This is a genomic window from Pseudovibrio sp. M1P-2-3 (assembly GCF_031501865.1).
GTDB classification, from domain to species: Bacteria; Pseudomonadota; Alphaproteobacteria; order Rhizobiales; family Stappiaceae; genus Pseudovibrio; species Pseudovibrio corallicola.
The window spans coordinates 788,543-808,538 of the sequence record NZ_JARRCW010000001.1 but is presented as its reverse complement, the minus strand read 5'-3'; the positions used below and the strand labels follow the sequence as shown (position 1 = coordinate 808,538).

The window sequence follows — 19,996 nt, the reverse complement described above, 5'->3', positions numbered from 1 at the left end:
CCCGGTTTTGATCCGGGGTCCAGTGTCATCAGAATTGGAAAGAGATTTCCTATAGGTTTCAAATAATACAGCTTGGTATTAGGACCTCTTTATTAAACAACAAACACGCTACCCGTGTTCGGCAGCAAGCCTTTGCTTGAGTTCATTCACATTTTCAACGCTGACCCCAGCACTTGTAAGAGCGGCGCAGGCAAAGGTGACAGGGGCAGTTCCAGCTGCTGTGATAATACGGTCCTGTGAAACGACCGCTGGCGTTTCATTATAATACTTGGAGCCTACATACCCTTTTGCGTTCTGGGCAAGAAAATCAACGCTGTTGGAGGTGTGGGCAACACTGTCCAGCAGTCCGGCGCGGGCCAGCGCAAGAGTACCCCCGCAAATACCGCCAATGGTGGCACCATTTTCATAGCAGGCCACCAGAACCTTGCTAATATCCGGTGCCCGTTCCGTATCCCAAATGCTACCCCCCACAACCACAACGGTCTCCGGCAGCCATTCAAGCAATGCCTCAAGATCATTCGGAACAACGGTTTTCAGCCCGCCAAAGGAAGTCACCTCCCCAGCCTGCGGGGTAAAAAAGCGGATCTCAATCCCATAGTAAGGTCCACCTGTTCCTGCAATCAGGGCATATTCCCAATCGGCAAACCCTTCTGTCACGATCAAAGCAAGTTTCGACATTTTCACGACCCCCAATAACTTAAAGAACAAGCAACACCGTAGCTTCTGATGTAGCTCCAGCCTTAACATCCAACCTATCAACTTAATGCCACGACTTCCCAAGCCCAAAGCAATTCCCCAGCCTTTCCCACAGGGTAATTCCAACGCTTGTTTTTACCTCTATTGTCAAAATTACGGGGCCCTTATATCCCTGTAACCTTTGGGATCAGTGAGTACCATGTCTATCTATGAGATAGCCGCCCTGACGACAGCGGTATGCTGGGCTTTGAGCAGTACAATCTCTGCCCGCCCTGCCCGCCATCTTGGAGCAATTGGCTTTAACCGCGCCAGAATGTGGATTGTGGCCCTTGTTCTGGGAGCCTATATTTTCATTGGCGGTCAATGGCAGTCCGTTGGGTCCTCGCATCTCCTGCCCATATTCCTCTCCGGTTTCATTGGAATTTTGTCGGGTGATACGCTTCTTTATCTGGCACTTAACAGAGTAGGCCCACGGCGCACCGCTGTGCTTTACTCCGCCAATGCCCCCTTTACCACCATCATGGGCTGGACTATTTTGGGAGAAGAGCTTTCCCTGGAGGTACTCACGGGAATTGCACTCGTTTTCCTCGGTGTCGTACTGGCAATCGTTTTTGGCAAGCGGCGCTCACAGCTGCATGAGTGGGAACAGGTGAAGGGGCCGCTATGGGTCGGTGTGTCGCTGGCTTTGCTTGCTGCCCTGTGTCAGGCAACGGGGTCAATTATCATTCGCCCCGTTATGGAAGCGGAAGTGCCCCCTGTAGCCGTCGCAGCTGGCCGCTGCTTCGTCGCTGCCATTGGTCTTTCCGTATTGATGCTGCTGCCCAACCCACGCTTCAAGCTTCAAAACCCCATGACACTCCCAATTTTTGGAAGAGCCGCCGCTTCGGCTCTGCTGGCAATGGGCCTTGGCATGACCTTGCTGCTGTTTGCGCTGGAAGGCGAAGATGTGGGCATCGTGTCATCACTCACCGCCACAACTCCGGTTCTCCTTCTGCCAATATTGTGGATCACAACGCGGGAGCGACCTGCCATCGGTGCTTGGATCGGCGCGCTTCTGGTTGTCGTTGGCTGTGTCCTGATGTTCTCATAGACGCATAGCTGGCAAACCTGTCAAAGGTGAGAGCACTGGGCAGCTTTCAAGAAGCAATTCAGTGCTCTCACCTATTGTTTAGGCGTGTATCATTACCCGAAAACCGGCATCCACTTTTCAAAAGCTAGTCTTGACCCCGCGCTTCGCGCAGCAGGCCAATCAAAGTTGACTTGATCTCGTCCGCCTCAATAGGCTTATCAAAACGGCAACGCACAATCGTTTCCTTGGCGATAAAATCAATGCCATTGCGGTCAATTCCGGCAATGCTCCAGTCCGCCGCTTCCGCCTTACAAAAATACTGCGCGATCAAGGCGTTGGCATCCCTATGGTCGTCATTCATATGATCAGTGGCATTGCGCTGTGCGAGAGCGAAATCCTCAACGTGCTCAAATGTGTCCAGAAGCTCATCCGCCTTCAGCACAAATGCCTTGCCAAACCCGCCATTCAAATGTCCACGTTCCACCTTCATCCGGTAAAAACAGAAATCACCAAAGTCCACATAAAGCTTGGCTTTGGGGTGGCGCGAGAGATAATTGGCCTTGAGGCATTTGTGTTTGGGGCTATCCCGTTCCACTTTTTCAAAGTTGCCCATAATTGTCAGCCGTGGATGAGCCAATGGATCGCCTTTTCCGGTAGAGCCCACCAGAATCGAAGCATTCGGGTTGGCCTTCAGGCAAGCTGTATGAACAGAAAGCTCGGAGATTAGCAGGAACGGCGCTCCGTCCACATCCACGCTCAAGCCGACCATAGTTACAAACGGAGCACCCGTTTCATTATGCTGAACAGCCAGCGAGCACGTGCGGGCCGTATGCACCAGATCTACAGCCAACCGCCGTGCCTCGTCATCCGTTGGACGAATAATGTCCTGCTTCTTATTCATAGTGCTCAATTACTCCACAAAAATCAGATGGCTTACCGCGATAAATTATTTTATCCCGAAAGTACATAAGCGCCCCAACTCTACAATTTATATGAGTGAAATGCAGCCTACAAGAGCACCCTGCGCGGTTTGATATAAACCCTTAAAGCGCGTTCCCGTTAAAGTTTATCTCCTACAAAAGCAGCCGGATTACCCTATGGGTTATGCGCATTGACAGCTTGTAACCGTCCTGCAAGTAGGTGTCTTTAAACGAGAATAAGTAGAGAGAATATGAAACATGCCAATTTGCTGGTCATCGCTATTGCGCTGACCTTGTCTGCCTGTGCAACCGTAAAAAACAACCCGAACATCTTCAAGGCAGAAAAGAAAGAGGGCGTTATTTACGGGACATATAACCCCAAGGGATATACCTCTGCCGAAGCTAAACAGTACGCTCGACTTACTCTTTGCTCTGGTCGGCAATTAACGAATGTTAAAGAAACAGAAGAAGATGGCGTCGTACACTTGCAAGCAGAGTGTAAACCGCGCTGATCTAAGATAGGGTTATAATGCCCTTAGGAAAAACATAGCGATAAATTCTGGGCAAGTAATGTTCAGTTTATATCAAAGAGAGCGCCACTCCGAATACATCGCGCTCTCTATTCTCAAATCTAACGATTAGAAATGACAGATATTATCAAATTTTAAAACAACTCCATAGTGGCTCAGAAAAATATATTTCTATATTTCAGCGCCTTATGAGCACAGTTCCCAACATGAACGGAATATGAATAGGCCTCTCACACTTGGTTAAGCCCCGCTTTGGTTAATTAGCTGCAACAGACGAATTCTACACAAACGGAGTTGCAAAAATGGCTATTAAACAGAAAGTACTTTCCGTTGCTCTTGCAGGCATAATTCTGGTTCCATCCGTTGCAACAGCAAATGCGGGACCAAAAAGAAACACCTACATCACCAACAACTACACCACAGTGACACAAGTGACCAAGGTGAACAAAAAACACCACCATAAGCACCGCAAGCACCGTAGAAATGGCATCAGTCCTGCAGGTGCCGCAGCAATTGGAATTTTAGGTGTTGCCACAGGGGCACTGCTCGCCTCCAATGCGCAGGCCCGCTACTACCAGCCAGCCCCGCCCCCTGCCTACACACCGCAGCCTGTGGCCGTAGTTGCTCCCCCACCCGTTTACCAGCAGCTTCAGCCCTGGTCTTCCCAGTGGTACAGCTACTGCGCCTCCAAATACCGCAGCTTCAACGCAAGCACCGGCACATATACCACCTACTCCGGCGTTCAAAAGTTCTGCCAGTAAAATACTTATGGAGTGAACGGACAGGTTTCAAAAACACAAACGGTGCGCTTCCATGCATTCGTGTACCGTTTGTTAATATAAGGGCTCAACGCTGCCAAGAAAACTGGCGAGGCAAACCCACTCAAGCACCTAAATTTCTTTGAAAAATACTTTTAAAAATATATTAATTTTAATAGAATCAAACTATATCCAAATATATTACAAACCAGCATCAATATATAGGAAGTAAAACAAATTATATAGAAATTGATCGAAATCAAGGTGAACCATAACACCCAATAGATTCAACCCAATACAACAAGTAAATCTGAAAATAATATAATTCTAAAAAAATAGTTCCCAGTAGATTATTATCACATTTTAGGGGGAGCTACTTTTATACTTTCCTTGGTTGAAATTTTCCCCTAAACTCCCACCTATAAGAGAGCTAAGGGAGTAGAGAACAATGATCGTATCTCGCAGCATTAACGCATTTGCCATTATGCTCGCTTTTTCCTTTCTGGGAGCAGTTGTACTGGGTCTTCTCTAGGCAAGCACAAGGGCAATCAAGACTTAATAGAACATAAAATTTCCCCATACCCCAAGCCAGCGCAAACCGCTGGCTTTCTGGTATCAAAGGCCAGAACCAGCCTCTCCACCCAATTGACTAGTTTGCCTGAGTTTCTCCCATCCTCCCAAAAAGAACTTTAACTTCGTCTTGAGCCCCCGCTAACTCTTCAGGTGTTAAGACCGAAGCCGTGAACAATTCTTTCGCCGCCATAGCATCTTCATCTCCACTAAGGGCAGCTATAGTCTTGAGCCTTTATACTGAAACATATCCAGCTGCCTTGAAGTAATTCCAACACTCTTGGGGTGTGAACAGATCGCATATGTCACCCAGAGCCTTTATCAAGGTCTCAAAGGTTCTGGCTTTCATTCTGCGTAGGTGTGCTTTGAGCTTGGAAAACGCCATTTCGATAGGATTGAGATCAGGAGAATAGGGCGGCAGAAAAAGGAACCAACACCCGCTTTGTCTGAGGGCCCTTGCGGCTTCTGGAACTTTGTGTGTGGACAGGTTATACCAACGGCACTTATAATTGACCTGTATGCGCCCAATTTCGTCTACCGATTGATGTGATTGTGTGGGGTTGTTGAATAAGCTTATTCCAAGCGGAACAGGCGGCATCGACAATTTCCTGGTAGTCTTGAAAGGTTCGGTTAGAGAGCCAGTTTTGCCGTAAGTACTGCCAAACATTTTCAACCGGGTTGAGCTCCGGAGAACGGGGTGGGAGCAGCAAGATGGTTATATTATCAGGCAACTTCAGTTTTGCCGTTGTATGCCAACCCGCTTGATCCATCAGGACCACTGCGTGCGCCCCTTTGGCGACGGTTCGGCTGATTTCTTTAAGGTGAAGCTGCATGGAATTGGTATTGGCTTTGGGCAAAACAAGTGCTGCCCCTTTGCCGTGGGCGGGGCAGATGGCCCCGAATACATAAGTTGATTGATAGCGCCCGTCGCTGGGAGCCCGTGGTCTCGTTCCTTTTTTTGCCCACCTTCTGGTGAGCCCATTTTTTTGACCAATGCGGGCTTCGTCCTGCCACCAGATTTCCATGGATGTTTGTGAGGGCAAGCGCGCTTTTATTTCTTTAAGCCGGGCATGGAAGTTTTTTTATATGTCTCCATAACTTGCTCGTCCTGTGCCGGGTGCTGTGGCCGAACGCTGACCCGAGAAAATCCCAGAACTCTGAGGAGGCTTGAAATAGCCCTTTCGCTATAGCTGACCCCAAACTTCTGCTCGATCACACCTTGCAGATCCCGCCGACGCCAGCGAATTACGCCGTGTTGTTGTAAATCAGGCCCGGCCTCAACCAGATCTGCAAATTCAGCCATTTGCTCTTTATTTAACCACCGGACACGGCCCGGGCTCTTACGATTGTACAGGCCGTGCGGCCCTTCTGCGTTAAACCGATGCACCCAGTCTCGCAGTGTTTGGCGGTCCATGCCGCCCATGCGTGCCGCCTCCAAGCGCGACAACCCATCATAAACAGCAGCAAGAGCAAGAAGGCGGCGGCTCTGCCTGACATCCTTACTTTGACAAGCAAGAGTTCGTAACGAAGAAGCATCATAGTCTCGGCGCAATGGGATCGCTGACATTGGGAATCTCCTTTCCCAATGTTGAATCACAATTCAAGTGATTTGGGAATCCTCATCCCGAGTCAAAAACAGGTGCCGTTGGTATTATCCAGAATGACCACCGTTTTAGGGTGCAAGCATGGAGCCAGTTGTGTCGTGATATAAGTGGTGAATGCCTTGCCATTCATGGCCCCGTCCAGAACCCAGGGCGCAATGAGTCCCTCGTGGGTCAAACCGGCGATAAAGGTCTGGTTCTGCCAGCGTCCAAACGGCGCTGTGTCAAGGGCTCGTTCCCCTTTAAAGGCTCGGCCTCGCAGCCGGGTTAAATTCGTTTTAACACTGGTTTCATCGAGAAACACCAGTCTCTCAGGCAGATCACGCATTATAGGCTGACGGGTGTGGCGCCATTCATCTCTGGCATTTTGTACATGGAGTTTGCCACGCTCGGTTGCCACCAACGATTTTTTTTATAGGTGTAGCCAAGACGGCGCAAAGCCTTGGAGACGGAAGTATGGTGAACCCTCACTCCCTCAGCCATGAAAAGTGCATCACATAACTCCATCAACGTGATATCTCCGTCTTGATTGACCAGCTCGCGCAAGAAGGAGAGGTAGGGCTCCAATTTTCCGCCTCCCTTTGGGCGCCCTGTCCTGACCGGGATTAAACTCTGCCCCTCCCGAACTTTACGGGCCAAGCGAGATCCTGATGCTGGAGAGATCAGCAGGCGGCGTGCTGCTTCACGCCCGCTCATCCCGGATAAAATGAGCCTTTTAAAGCGAAGGCGTAAATCAAGTGAAAGTGGCCGGCCCATGTGATCTCCTCCCTAAAAGGAGTGAATCACAAATCAACCTGATTGGGAATCCCCAATCGATTCAGCGTTGCGCCTCATTGCTTTAAACTAAACCAGATATAGGCTTGTCGATCACTTTTTAGCACCCCTTTACCCTCATGGTATCTCCACCCAAGTTTCAGCTGAGCCATAGCAATGCCCTGCTTTGCAGATCTTTCATACCAATATGCGATAGTCTCTTGGCTCCATGTTTGCTCCCTATCAATTTCATAAAGGAAACCCAACACATACTGAGACAGCGCATCCCCGGCTCTTGCAGACTTCTCTATCCAAATAATGGCTTCTGCGTTATTCTTAGGAGTGCCTTCCCCATTGAAATGCATCCAACCAAGCCGAAACTGAGCATCTGCGTCTCCCTGCTCTGCCGCCTTCTGGAACCAGTATAAAGCAAGTTTGTAATCTGCAGTCGTTCCCTCGCCATCTTGATACATTGCACCGAGAAATCTCTGGGCAAAAGCTTCTCCTTGCTCAGCTGCTAGGCTAATCCAGTAGAAGGCTTTCTTGAAATTCTGTTCAACTCCCTCTCCTTTATGGAACATTAGTCCCAAATTATGCTGTGCCATTGCAAATCCCAGAGTGGCCGATTTATGATACCAGTCCAGCGCCTGCTCATAGCTTTGTGGAACGCCTTCCCCTTCATAATACATCCACCCAATACTATATTGAGATTCAGCATCTCCTTGATGGGCGGCTTTTTTGTACCATTCCAGTGCCCTATCATAGTCCCGAGCAACACCGCGACCTTTACTATACATAAGAGCGACAGTGTATTGAGAACCGGCGCCTCCCTGCTCAGCCGCTTTTAAGTACCAATAAAAAGCTTGCTCATAGTTTTGTGACACTCCATTTCCATTGTAGTAATGCCCACCAAGATTATGTTGAGATTTTACATTCCCTTGTTCCGCTGCTGCGTGATGCCAATACACGGCTTTTTTATAGTCCTGCGGAACACCCTCGCCATCCTCGTACATCCAACCTAGGACCTGTTTACAAATAGGATTCACAAATCCATCAGTTTGTGATTCAAGGTATCTTTTTGAGAGGTTACCTAGGCACGGCACTTGATGAGTGATGATGAATGGGCGTTTTTTGAGCAGTTTGTCGCTGCCATACGGGGACGAGGTGGTCGTAAACCAAAGGATCACCGCCGTGTTCTTGATGGGATCTTTTGGATTGCCAGAACTGGTGCACAGTGGCGCGATTTGCCCGAAGAGTTTGGGAAATGGATCAGTGTGTACCAACAATTCCGCCGATGGAGCCAAGCAGGGCTGTGGGAATTGATCCTGTCCGTGTTGAATGACAGTACTTCACTCCCTTCCAGTGTTCATATGATTGATAGCGCTGTCATCCGTGCCCACCAGCAGGCGGCGGGCGCAAAAGGGGGACTCAAAAACAGGGTTTTGGCCGCTCAAAAGGTGGCTTTACGACGAAAGTCCACCTGATCGCCAATATTATGGGACTCCCGATACGTCTTGAAATTTCTGGTGGCGAAGTCTCCGATTATAAAGGATATGACATCCTTTATGACGCAGGTGGACCTACCGCCAAGGTTTTGATCGCGGATCGAGGTTATGACGGGGATCGTATTCGTGAGCATTGCCAAGCCAATGGCGGCACAGCCGTAATACCCGGACGACGAAGTCGTAAGGAGCCCATAGAAATAGACCATTTCATCTACGTTTTGCGAAATCAAGTTGAACGCTGCTTCAACAAACTTAAAACAGCCCGAAGGGTTGCCACCCGCTATGACAAAACAGCTTGCAGTTACTTAGGCTTCCTACACATAGCTGCTGTTAGGTAATGGTTTCGCAGTATGTAAACAGGTCCTAGATAAAACTGTGCAGGTGCATGGCCCTGTTTTGCTGATTTCGTTACCCAGTGAACGGCCTTTTCATGATTTACAGCGGTCCCTTCACCAATATGATACATTTTACCAAGGGAGAGCTGAGCGCGTGCATGCTCTTGTTCAGCAGCTTTGCTGTACCAGTAGAACGCCTGTATGGGCTTCTTGGGGGTGCCTTGGCCTAAAGCATACTTTTTTGCAAGTTCTAACTGTGCTTCTGTATCTCCACTCTCAGCCTTCACATAAAGCGCATCAATCTCATCATAGGACACTCGCGCTTCATCGCCTGCCTGCGCTGGTATGGATGCCCCCACTCCCCCGACCAACAATAGCGCCAAGAGTACTAACCGTGTTTTATATCGCATCTTTTCCCCATTACCCAAGCGCCATGACTGCACATTTTTTCAGCTTTATATGAGAACATTCTTGAAGCTTTTTACCAAATTAAAAACAACACCACCATAGGTAGTTGATGTTCCTTTCACCAAGCGAGCAGCAACGCAAAATACATATCATTCAAGTTTACTGGCTTCCGGCTCGGTGGCCGGAATGACTGTGGGTGCCTTTGGGGCTTACGGTCCAAAAGACGTCTTCCCGGACAAGCGAAGCGCTGATCCGGGACCCAGATTACTCGCTCACAACAAAAAAGGCCCCGAAAATCATCCGGAGCCTTCGTTATTGGTACTGTATGCCACTGCGCCCCTACTCAGCAGCTTCCCTCTGGTTTGGGTCGTAGTTGAGGATCGGGGCGAGCCAGCGTTCAGCCGTGGCTTGGTCCCAGCCTTTGCGGCGGGCGTAGTCGGCCACTTGGTCCTGCCCGATTTTTCCGATGCCGAAGTAGTGGCTATCAGGGTGGGAAAGGTAGAGGCCGGAGACTGCCGAGCCCGGCCACATGGCAAAGCTCTCGGTCAGTTTGATACCGGCTCTGTTTTCCGCATCCAGCAGCTTCCACAGGGTGTCTTTTTCCGTGTGGTCCGGCTGGGCGGGGTAACCGGGGGCCGGACGAATGCCCTTATAGACTTCCGCAATCAGGTCTTCGTTTGAAAGGCGTTCTTCATGGGCATAGCCCCAGTAGTCCACGCGCACCAGCTCATGCATTTTTTCCGCAAAGGCTTCGGCCAGCCGGTCAGCAACAGCTTGAGAGAGGATCTTGTTATAATCATCCTCTTGGTCCGCATAGTGCTGGGCCAGCGCTTCCTCACCAATACCGGAGGTGACCGCAAAGCCACCCACATAGTCGGGAATACCCGTCTCAATTGGCGCGATGAAGTCTGAAAGGGCCATGTTGGCGCGAACTGTGGAGGCGCGTGAGCGGTCCATTTGCTGGCGCAATGTGTGCAGGCGTGTCAGTTCCTCTTTGCGGGTGTCATCGGTGTAAAGGACGATATCATCCCCATCCGCACCACACGGCCAGAAACCGATCACCCCGTTGGCCTGAAGCAACTTCTTCTCGACGATTTCCTTGAGCATCGCCTGCGCATCTTCATAGAGCGCCGTTGCGGCAACGCCGTAGCGGTCATCACTCAGCACCGAGGGGTATGTGCCCTTGATCTCCCAAGCCAGAAAGAACGGCGTCCAGTCGATGTAAGGAACAATCTCTTCCAAAGGAAAATCAGTGATAGACTTCACACCAAGGAAGGAGGGTTTAACCGGCGTATTGGCCCCGTCATATGAGTAGGAAGGGCCGCTGGCGCGGGCATCTTCAATAGCCACCCGAACTTTCTTGCCACGAGAGCGGGCATGGCCTTCCGCCACCTTCACGTATTCCTCTTTAACCTCCGAGTAAAACCCTTCCCGCTGCCCTTCGGACATCAGGCGGGAAACCACACCCACAGCACGGCCCGCATCAGTCACATAAATGGCCTGCCCCTTGGCGTAGTTGGGATGGATTTTCACAGCCGTATGCACTTTGGAAGTCGTCGCCCCGCCAATAAGCAGCGGAATATCCAGCCCCTCGCGTTCCATTTCCGCAGCCACATGGCACATTTCATCGAGTGATGGGGTAATCAGGCCCGAAAGGCCGATAATGTCCACGTTATGCTCTTTGGCCTGACGGATGATTTCGGCAGCAGGCACCATTACCCCAAGGTCGATCACCTCGAAGTTGTTACACTGAAGCACAACACCAACGATATTCTTGCCGATGTCGTGCACATCGCCCTTCACCGTCGCCATGAGAATTTTACCGTTGGAAGAGTACCCTTCAAGGCCCTGCTCTTCCTTCTCCTTCTCCATAAACGGCATCAGGTAGGCCACAGCCGCCTTCATCACACGGGCGGATTTCACCACCTGCGGCAAGAACATTTTACCCGCGCCAAACAAGTCCCCCACCACGTTCATGCCATCCATGAGCGGGCCTTCAATCACATGCAGCGGGCGGTCAAAGCTCTGGCGGGCTTCTTCGGTATCTTCTACGATAAAGTCGGTAATGCCGTGAACCAGTGCAAACTCAAGACGCTTGCCAACAGTGTTTTCACGCCATGACAGGTCCACCTCACGCTTTTTGCCGCCCGCGCCTTTAAATTTGTCGGCAGCATCCAGAAGGCGATCAGTAGCATCATCCCTACGGTTTAAAACAACGTCTTCGCACAGCTCGCGCAGCTCCGCAGGCAGATCATCGTAGAGCGCCAACTGCCCCGCATTCACGATACCCATATCCATACCAACCTTGATGGCATGATAAAGGAATACGGAGTGCATGGCTTCACGCACAGGCTCGTTGCCACGGAAGGAGAACGACAGGTTGGAAATACCGCCGGAAATATGGGCGTGCGGCAGGTTTTCCGCAATCCACTTTGTAGCCTCAATAAAGTCTACGCCGTAGTTGTTGTGCTCTTCAATACCTGTGGCAACCGCAAATACGTTGGGGTCGAAGATGATATCTTCAGGCGGGAAGCCCACTTCATTCACCAGAATGTCGTAGGAACGTTTACAGATTTCCGTTTTGCGCTCGAAGCTGTCCGCCTGTCCGGTTTCATCAAAGGCCATCACTACAACGGCTGCCCCATAACGGCGCACCAGCTTGGCCTGCTCTTTAAACGGCTCCACCCCTTCCTTCATGGAGATGGAGTTCACCACGGCCTTACCTTGAACGCATTTCAAACCCGCTTCGATGACAGACCACTTGGAACTGTCGATCATGATCGGCACACGGGCGATATCCGGCTCCGCAGCAATCAGGTTCAAGAAGGTGACCATGACTTCTTCACTGTCCAGAAGCCCTTCATCCATGTTGATGTCGATGATCTGGGCGCCGTTCTCCACTTGGGAGCGGGCCACTTCCAGCGCCGTGTCGAACTCGTCGTTTTTAATGAGCTTGCGGAAACGGGCTGAACCCGTCACATTGGTGCGCTCGCCCACGTTGACAAAGTTCACTTCCTTGGTCAGCGTAAACGGCTCCAAGCCGGAAAGACGCATAAGCCGTGGAATCTCAGGGATATTGCGGGGCGTAACACCCTCCACCACATCGGCAATGGCTTTAATGTGGTCCGGCGTGGTGCCGCAGCACCCGCCCACAATGTTCACAAGGCCGGACTTGGCAAACTCTTCCAAAAGCCCCGCCATAAATTCAGGGCTCTCGTCGTACTCACCAAACTCGTTGGGCAGGCCAGCGTTTGGATAAGCACACACCAGCGTATCGGCAATGCGCGACAGCTCGTCCACGTGCGCCCGCATTTCCTTGGCGCCCAGCGCACAGTTGAGGCCAACTGACAGCGGGTTTGTGTGGCGAACGGAGTTCCAGAAAGCTTCGGGTGTCTGGCCAGAAAGCGTGCGGCCGGAAAGGTCGGTAATCGTGCCGGAAATCATCACCGGCAGCTCGATCCCGTGCTCGTCAAACACCTCTTCAATGGCAAACAGCGCAGCCTTGGCGTTCAAGGTATCAAAGATGGTTTCCACCAGAAGCAGGTCCGCCCCGCCATCCAGCAGGCCCCGCACAGCTTCTGCATAGGCGTCTTTCAGCTCGTCAAAGCTGGTGGCGCGAAAACCCGGGTTGTTCACATCCGGAGAAATGGAGGCTGTGCGGTTGGTGGGGCCAAGGCCACCTGCCACAAAACGGCGGCGGCTCGGGTCTTCGGCCTCAATTCTCTGGCAAGCCTCTTTTGCAAGGCGTGCGCCTTCCTTGTTCAGCTCATAAGCCAGACTTTCCATTGCATAGTCGGCCTGCGCAATGGTGGTGGAGGAGAAAGTGTTGGTCTCAACAATATCGGCACCGGCCTGCAGATACTCATAGTGTATCTGGCGGATGGCATCCGGCTGGGTCAGGATCAACAGGTCGTTGTTGCCCTGAACCGGCTGGTTCCAACTCTTAAAGCGCTCTCCACGATAACCGGCTTCGTCCAGTTTCAGTTTCTGGATCATGGTACCCATGGCACCATCAAGAATGAGGATACGTTCCTTGGCAGCCGCTTGCAGGGCAGCAAAAATTTCTAAACCGGATGTCTTGGTATGGGCGCTCATATTGGCAATCTTTAGTTCAAGAGATATGGGGTTGGTTGCCGCTTAAGCTGCGGCAACAATCGGCTCAAGCTCTGGCTGGGCGGGGCGCAGGCCCAGCATGTGGCAAGTTGCGTAAACAAGGTCGGCCTTGTTCATGGTGTAAAAGTGAAAGTCATCAATGCCTTCATCAACAAGGCCCATCACCTGCTCGGCAGCAACAGCAGCAGCCACCAACTCGCGGGTTTTGGGATCGTCATCGAGCCCTTCAAAGCGGTGTGCCAACCACTGAGGAACAGAGGCACCGGTTTTCTTGGCAAAACCCGAAATGCCCTTGAAGCTGGTAACCGGCACTATGCCCGGAATAATCGGAATATTGATACCAGCAGCGCGCACCCGCTCCACATAACGCAGATAGTGCACGTTATCGAAAAAGAACTGGGTTATGGCACGGGTTGCCCCTGCATCCACCTTGGCTTTCAAGACATCCAGTTCCACTTCCCAGCTGGGGCTTTGCGGGTGTCGCTCAGGGTAAGCTGAAACGGAAACTTCAAAATCGCCAATCTCACGAATGCTGGCCACTAGGTCGCACGTATTCTGGTACCCTTCGGGATGTGGATGATAAGGGGCACCAAGGCCAGCGGCCGGATCTCCACGCAGAGCCACAATGTGGCGCACGCCTGCATCCCAATAAGAGCGGATCACCTCGTTTACAGAGTCTTTTGTCGCGTCCACACACGTCAGGTGAGCAGCTGGCTTCAAATCTGTTTCCTGCACAATCCGCTGAACTGTGGCGTGGGTACGCTCACGGGTAGACCCGCCTGCGCCGTAAGTCACGGAGACAAAGCTGGGGTGCAGCGGGGCCAGACGGGTGATGGATTGCCACAGAATCTGGTCCATTTTCTCCGTTTTAGGCGGAAAAAACTCGAATGATACGGAAATATCGGAGGCACCATTGAGTTGGAAGCGGCGGTCAATAGCATGTTCAGACATGTTTTAGGCAAGCTCCTGTGTCTGGTTCAAAATGGGAGCGTCAGTCGCAATTCTGCGATCCTGAGCCAACCACACTGTGACAGTTAATTGGTTCTTAATAGTGTCATCAGGAACAAGGTCCTGAATTTTTATGGTTTCAAGTCCGGCAGTCTCCAGCCAGCGGCCAATCTGCTCATGAGAGAAGCCAAGGCGGCGGTGCGCGTGTTTTTCCCGAAGGAATTCAAGATCGTGCGGTGCAAAGTCCACAACCAGCAAACGCCCGCCTGGGCGCAGCGCCCGTGCAGCCTCTGCAATAGCGCGGGCAGGCTCTTCCAAAAAGTGAAGCACTTGATGGATCGCCGCCACATTGGCGGAGCGAGCTGCGATAGGCAGCGCGTAAATATCCCCCTGCCGCACCTGCGCATGGGAAATCTGTGCTTTTTCAAGGTTGGCTCGCGCAACCGAGAGCATGTTCTGGCTGGCATCAATGCCAATGCCTTGGGCGTATTGCCCCTTGAACAGCTCCAGCAAGCGACCTGTGCCTGTGCCAAGGTCCAAAAAGCTGTCAAACTGCTGGGTGCCCAAAGCCTCCAGCATTGCCTTTTCGACTGCCTCTTCAGGCACATGCAGCGTGCGCTCCTTGTCCCAGTTGTCGGCGCGCGAGGCAAAAAAAGCGGCTGCTTCCTCGGCCTTCTGGCGGCGAATGGTATCAAGGCGCTCCCTGTCAGCAGCCAGAATGGGGTCTTGCTGGTCTACAGAATGCAGCACGGCACGGGCAACGGCCGCAGGCCCCACTTCGCCCAAACGGTAATAAACCCAAGCCCCTTCGGGGAACCGCTGAATGATGCCCGCTTCACACAAAAGCTTGAGATGACGGGAAATGCGCGGCTGGCTCTGGCCTAAAATTGTGGTTACGTCCTTAACCGTCAATTCCCCCTCAGCCAGCAGCGCAAGCAGACGCACTCTGGTCTCCTCTCCACTGGCTCGCAAACAATTTACAAGCTCATCAACTGACAGCATTTCAATCTCAGGGGTTTTAACGACTTGGATCAAAGGTTCACACTCACGAAAATATATTGGCAGCATGATATAAAGATATCTTTATGTCTACAAGGAAATATTTTCTATTCATTGAACTTTCTAGGCAAAACTGCTGTGGTTAAGACAACTGACTGACAAGGAGGGAACTAGAAAGGCGGGCGCCGCGATCCCTGCTCTGCTTTAACAGCCTTGGAAAAAGCTCTTGAATCTGTAGGGCTGGAATAGGGAAATTTCGCACCTGCGCCGGTCGACCCACGTCCTGACCCATTGAATTTCTCGGACACAAAAATACCGAGCAAAATCAAACTCAATCCAATCACATCATAAACCTGCAATACTTCTCCAAGCAAAACTATGGCAAAGATACAGCTGAAGACAGGAGTTAGGTTAAAGAATGGGCCAACACGTTCAGGGCCCATCAAACTGATCCCGCGCATGAATAGAAGCTGCCCCATAACGCCCGGAATAAGGGCCATGTAAACAACCACTCCCAAGCCTTGCAGGTTGGGAATAACAACCCCTCTGGCGGCAATTTCCATAACAATGAGGGGAATTGCGCCAATTGCCGCAAAAGCACTCGCAATAGTCAGATAAACAGGCAGTGGAACGCGTGGGCGTACTTTGAGCATCAACGTATAAAGGGCCGTGCAAAACGCCATCAGCAGAACGAGGACATCCCCCAAGCTGTAATCTGTAGAAAACACCCCTGTAAGGTCTCCCTCACTCCCAACGTATATCACGCCGACAACGGTCAGAATTACTCCTCCCACCTGTAAAAGTGTGAGTGAGGATCGAAACATCAGCCAACCGCCAAGCAGAACAAACAAAGGGGTCACACCCTGCAATATACCCAAATTGATCGCATTGATATCATGGCCAGACTTGTAAAAGAGGCCATAGGAAAGCGTGAGCCCAAAGAAGGGAATAATGATAAAGAACCCCAGATTCTTTTTCACACAGCCAAAGTGTTCTCGCAACTGTTCCCTATAGACAAAAGCAAGCGCTGCACTTGCTAAAACCATTTGCAGGAAAACCGCCGTAAACGCTCCGATATCTCCCACAGCCATCACAACAACAGAAGAGTTAATCCCCCATAGCATCATTGTTATTACAAGCAATAGGACAGGCTGGTTGTAGATCTGGTTCAGTATCGTGCGAAGCATTTGAAACAGCTCTTTATTATTATTGCTGATAAATTTAGTGAAAAATATCACAAATACTTACGCACCGTCATCACGGTTGAGACATGATGGTTAACCTATTGTTTATAATATAGTAAGTGAAATTAATTTCGTCCAAAAAACCAACCGGATCCGGTCATGTACGTTTCCAGTTCACGGTTCTGTGAACATATCAGCCAAAGAACATCCCCAGCCGGTACATGGCAAAAGTGCCCCTCAAACAATGCTGAGTATCCCTTTAACAGGCACGCGCTCAGGACAGAGTTTATAAGTCACATTGCATCTTTTTTAACTGGCTGCCCCTCCTGCTGCTCGGCCTCGATAACCGGCAGAACCGCCCCTGCAACCGCCTGTTTTTCCTCCTCACTGAGTTTGCGTGTCTCGTCATTTTCCGAAAGCCTCACCTTTACTTCCTTATGGGCAAATTGAATGCCCTCGCGGGTAAAGATATCGCGAATGCCCGTGTAGACTACTTTACGCAGCTCGAACTGATCCCCCGGCTTGGTCATAAACTTTACGCGCACAATCATGGCGGAATCTTCCATGGAGGTCACACCCTGCGACTTAACCGGCTGCAAGAACTTTGATCCATAATCAGGGTGGGTTAGAAGCTCCTGCCCGAATTTCTTGATCAGTTTGCGCACCCGTTCCACATCCGTGTCATAGGTCACCCGAAAGGTCAGCTTCATCATGGCCCAGTCGCGAGAGAAGTTCTTTACAAATTTGACTTCCCCGAATGGCACCGTGTTCAAGGGGCCATTGTGGTGGCGTAGCTGCATGGAGCGGATGGAGATCCGTTCCACCGTCCCCTTCACATCCCCGATATCAATGTATTCCCCTTTGCGAAACGCGTCATCAATCAAGAAGAAAGCGCCGGAAAAGATATCGCGGATCAAGGTCTGAGCGCCAAAACCCACAGCAAGCCCCACAACGCCTGCTCCTGCAAACAAAGGCGCAATGTTGACGCCCAACTGGGACAGCACCACCATGGAGCAGATCACCGCGATGGAGATCAGTAGAAAGTTACGTAAAATAGGCAAAAGCGTCGCAATGCGGCTTTCTCCCTGTCCGCCCATGTCATGGTGCTCGGCTTCCTCCTCTTCCACCTCCGGTTTTTCCTGCTCCATTTTCCTGTCAATCGCCAGCGCAACAGCCTGATAGGCCATATACCCAAAGAAGGAAATCATGGAGACTTCAAAGAGGTTCCCAAGGACACTCTCCGAGCTGATGATAGGAAACCCCCAATCCACAATCAGATAGCCCAGCGCCATCAAGAAAGTCAGGATTTGTGCGCCGTGATCCAGAAGCCCGCGAAACGGTTCACGCGCCTCCTCCCGCTCCATTGCTTCAGCGCCCGCCTGCGAGAGAGACAGTTCCTCATCCGTGTGATGCCCGCTATATCCCTCCCGTTTCATAATCTGCTTTGCCAGCAAGCGCAGGTTGGCAGGCGTATCAAGGCGGGGTAGCAAAAACCGGTCCACCACCAACAACAAGAGGCCATAGAACACAAAGGCCAGTAAGAGTATTTTAATTGGAGCAATCACAAGGCCTGTTGAGGAGGGCAGTTCCAGAACAGTGCGGTGAACAGTGACTAAAAACGCCAGCCAGAAATAGGCAATTGCCAGAACATGCCAAAACGATGCCAGAAGACCACGCCCTGAAGTGTCTCCTTTTTCCAGCTCACCGCCCTTGATGGCCTTGGCTACAGTTTCCCGGTGAAGCAGTACAACGCCGGAAAATAAAGAACTGGCAATAAACGACAAAAGAACCTGAAGCAGGACAAGTGTATTGCGGGCAACACCAAGATCCCCCATCCATAAGAAAAAGCCCAGCACAACAGCGCATAAGCTGGCTACAACCATCAAGGTTTTAAAAAGGGATTTAGCTTCACTTTCCCCAATGTAGAGCAGACGGCATTCGGGGGTGTAGGGCACAAGCAGGTTCTGAATAAGAATACGCAGGGATTTATAAATAAGGAACATCATCAGGATAAGCATGGCAGTCATTCGTGCGGGCGGCTGCCCCACCAGCATAATCAAAATAGAACAGCCAGCCACAAAGCCGGTTATGGCAAGCGCAATAAACATCACAATGGCCCGCGCCATCACAAAGGAAATCTTGCCTGAGCGATGCTGCAAGCTGCCTTGGAACAGGGAGAAAAAGCGGCGGTTGGACCACCCTTGCATTTGCACACTGGCAAACTGCCCCAGTAAAATGGAAAGTCCGGAGGCTACAACGGCCCAGATCACCCAGTTGGGATCACCAATTGCACTGGCACCGGTAATGGCTTGCTGCATTGCCTGAAGTGCATTGGGTACATCCGCGACAACAGCCTGCCCGGCCTCGGCAAAACGATAGGCTTCTTGAAGAGATGGAACATTGGTCCCGCTACTTTGGTCTGGCATAGTTGGCTGAGGTTGCAGCGGTGATTGCCCTCCCTCCTCATTCTGGCTCACACTCTTCATCAACATTACAGGGTTTTGAGCCTGAACCTCCTGCGGCAAGCACAAGGCTAGAACCAACAGTAAACCCATAAAGCATTGTAGAACAAAAGAACCAAAACAACTGTGCTCTGTTTTACCACTAGGCATTGAACTTCTCTGCATCAAGTTAAGGAGTGTGACCCCTCCATCACGGAGCTTGAATGAGCCTAGCTGCAAAACCTCCAAGGTTGGGTTTATGCCTTGCCGTTTCAGCTCCCTCGTTTTCGAGCTTGGTAAAAGCCGGATGAATATTTGTGAAAGATCCGCCCCTTGCCCACCTGCCAAATACTATCTTTGGTAAACACGCACTTTACGGCGGCGCCGCTATTCATAACAGCTTGATAATATTTATGAAAATTTACACTAGGGATTTCGCAAGCCTACTACATCGTCAATTTTCCCTAGTTGCTTATTGGATTTTAGTACCCTCATATTAAGTGAAACAAACAATCACCCGTATAAGCATTTTCTTTTGATTGACTCTAGTTGTCTCCACGTTTTGACAAGCGCTCAGGTTTTTGTTGGTTTTCCTTAGGCACTGTGAAAACTGACAGGGAGATCAACCATGAAGCGTACCGCAGCCCTCGCAACTTGTCTCACATTACTTCTCATAGGAGGGGCAGCACACGCCCAGACAGACAAGGCCTCTACCGAGAGCACAAAGAAAGCAGGCGTCAAGGCAGGCAGCCTGTCCTGCAAGATTGAAGGGGGCTCGAACTTCATAGTTGGGTCCAGTCATACCCTTGCTTGCCACTTCAAAGGCGGAGACGGAAAAACCGAACGCTATTCTGGGTCCATAAACAGCTATGGTCTGGATGTGGGTACTATAAAATCAGGAACACTGGTCTGGGGAGTTCTGGCACCATCCAGAAATGTTCAACCCGGAGCACTGGCCGGTTCCTACTCTGGAGTTTCAGCGGGAGCAACTGCCGGTGTTGGTGGTCAAGCCAATATCTTGGTCGGCGGCTTAGGCAAAGCCATTTCACTTCAACCCCTTAGTATTCAGGGGCAAAAAGGGGTCAACCTCACACTTGGCGTCACCAACCTGACCCTGAAAGCCGCTCCGTAAATAACTCGGTATGGTTGTACAATTGCGGCGGAGT

17 protein-coding genes and 1 pseudogene are annotated in these 19,996 nt (G+C 51.0%); 5 read left to right on the top strand and 13 right to left on the bottom strand.

What is annotated here, in order from left to right:
- Positions 1-108: 108 nt before the first annotated feature.
- Complete coding sequence (locus P6574_RS03755; protein ID WP_310619052.1) at positions 109-678, bottom strand: DJ-1/PfpI family protein; 570 nt, start codon at positions 676-678, stop codon at positions 109-111.
- Positions 679-895: 217 nt separating this feature from the next.
- Between P6574_RS03755 and P6574_RS03750 the strand changes: the two genes are divergently transcribed.
- The gene (locus P6574_RS03750) at positions 896-1,786 is read left to right on the top strand and encodes a DMT family transporter (protein ID WP_310619051.1); all 891 of its coding nucleotides are present in this window, start codon (positions 896-898) and stop codon (positions 1,784-1,786) included.
- Positions 1,787-1,910: 124 nt separating this feature from the next.
- On the opposite strand, the gene P6574_RS03745 is transcribed toward P6574_RS03750, so the two are convergent.
- The gene (locus P6574_RS03745; RefSeq protein ID WP_310619050.1) at positions 1,911-2,666 is read right to left on the bottom strand and encodes a HugZ family pyridoxamine 5'-phosphate oxidase; all 756 of its coding nucleotides are present in this window, start codon (positions 2,664-2,666) and stop codon (positions 1,911-1,913) included.
- A gap of 270 nt (positions 2,667-2,936) precedes the next feature.
- On the opposite strand from P6574_RS03745, the gene P6574_RS03740 reads away from it, so the two are divergent.
- Together P6574_RS03740 and P6574_RS03735 are read left to right on the top strand one after the other, a co-directional pair.
- Positions 2,937-3,197, top strand: coding sequence for a hypothetical protein (locus P6574_RS03740; RefSeq protein WP_310619049.1), 261 nt, complete (start codon positions 2,937-2,939; stop codon positions 3,195-3,197).
- 320 nt (positions 3,198-3,517) lie between these two features.
- Positions 3,518-3,976 carry a BA14K family protein gene (locus P6574_RS03735; RefSeq protein ID WP_310619048.1) on the top strand — a complete coding sequence of 153 codons (459 nt, stop codon included), beginning with the start codon at positions 3,518-3,520 and terminating at the stop codon, positions 3,974-3,976.
- A gap of 802 nt (positions 3,977-4,778) precedes the next feature.
- On the opposite strand, the pseudogene P6574_RS03730 reads toward P6574_RS03735, so the two are convergent.
- From P6574_RS03730 to P6574_RS03710, 5 genes and pseudogenes are all read right to left on the bottom strand, one after another.
- Positions 4,779-5,033: pseudogene (locus P6574_RS03730) on the bottom strand (transposase); the annotation flags it as partial.
- A 13-nt stretch (positions 5,034-5,046) separates the two neighbouring features.
- A protein-coding gene (locus P6574_RS03725) for an IS630 family transposase (protein ID WP_310619047.1) occupies positions 5,047-6,110 on the bottom strand; the annotation gives its coding sequence in 2 pieces (ribosomal slippage) (positions 5,047-5,627 and positions 5,627-6,110; 1,065 coding nt in all).
- 62 nt (positions 6,111-6,172) lie between these two features.
- Positions 6,173-6,472, bottom strand: a complete 300-nt coding sequence (locus tag P6574_RS03720) for a transposase (protein ID WP_310619046.1) — start codon at positions 6,470-6,472, stop codon at positions 6,173-6,175.
- On the bottom strand, positions 6,472-6,900 hold the full coding sequence (locus P6574_RS03715) for a helix-turn-helix domain-containing protein (protein WP_310619045.1): 429 nt from the start codon (positions 6,898-6,900) through the stop codon (positions 6,472-6,474). The genes P6574_RS03720 and P6574_RS03715 overlap by 1 nt, the downstream gene beginning before the upstream one ends.
- 74 nt (positions 6,901-6,974) lie before the next feature.
- On the bottom strand, positions 6,975-7,910 hold the full coding sequence (locus P6574_RS03710) for a tetratricopeptide repeat protein (protein ID WP_310619044.1): 936 nt from the start codon (positions 7,908-7,910) through the stop codon (positions 6,975-6,977).
- 93 nt (positions 7,911-8,003) lie between these two features.
- Here P6574_RS03710 and P6574_RS03705 point away from each other — a divergent pair.
- A protein-coding gene (locus P6574_RS03705; protein ID WP_310619043.1) for an IS5 family transposase occupies positions 8,004-8,740 on the top strand; the annotation gives its coding sequence in 2 pieces (ribosomal slippage) (positions 8,004-8,313 and positions 8,313-8,740; 738 coding nt in all).
- Here the strand turns inward: P6574_RS03705 and P6574_RS03700 are convergent.
- From P6574_RS03700 to P6574_RS03675, 6 genes are all read right to left on the bottom strand, one after another.
- Positions 8,704-9,147, bottom strand: a complete 444-nt coding sequence (locus tag P6574_RS03700) for a tetratricopeptide repeat protein (protein ID WP_310619042.1) — start codon at positions 9,145-9,147, stop codon at positions 8,704-8,706. The genes P6574_RS03705 and P6574_RS03700 overlap by 37 nt on opposite strands.
- 337 nt (positions 9,148-9,484) lie before the next feature.
- On the bottom strand, positions 9,485-13,240 hold the full coding sequence (gene metH / locus P6574_RS03695; RefSeq protein ID WP_310619041.1) for a methionine synthase: 3,756 nt from the start codon (positions 13,238-13,240) through the stop codon (positions 9,485-9,487).
- 42 nt (positions 13,241-13,282) lie between these two features.
- Positions 13,283-14,209: a methylenetetrahydrofolate reductase [NAD(P)H] gene (metF, locus tag P6574_RS03690; protein ID WP_310619040.1), complete on the bottom strand. Its 927-nt coding sequence runs from the start codon at positions 14,207-14,209 to the stop codon at positions 13,283-13,285.
- A 3-nt stretch (positions 14,210-14,212) separates the two neighbouring features.
- Entirely contained in the window at positions 14,213-15,208 is a 996-nt protein-coding gene (locus tag P6574_RS03685) for an ArsR/SmtB family transcription factor (protein ID WP_310619039.1), read from the bottom strand.
- Between the two features lie 167 nt (positions 15,209-15,375).
- Positions 15,376-16,392, bottom strand: coding sequence for a DMT family transporter (locus P6574_RS03680; protein WP_310619038.1), 1,017 nt, complete (start codon positions 16,390-16,392; stop codon positions 15,376-15,378).
- 290 nt (positions 16,393-16,682) lie between these two features.
- Complete coding sequence (locus P6574_RS03675; protein ID WP_310619037.1) at positions 16,683-18,944, bottom strand: mechanosensitive ion channel family protein; 2,262 nt, start codon at positions 18,942-18,944, stop codon at positions 16,683-16,685.
- Between the two features lie 514 nt (positions 18,945-19,458).
- On the opposite strand from P6574_RS03675, the gene P6574_RS03670 reads away from it, so the two are divergent.
- Positions 19,459-19,962, top strand: coding sequence for a DUF992 domain-containing protein (locus P6574_RS03670; protein WP_310619036.1), 504 nt, complete (start codon positions 19,459-19,461; stop codon positions 19,960-19,962).
- The last annotated feature ends 34 nt before the right edge of the window (positions 19,963-19,996 follow it).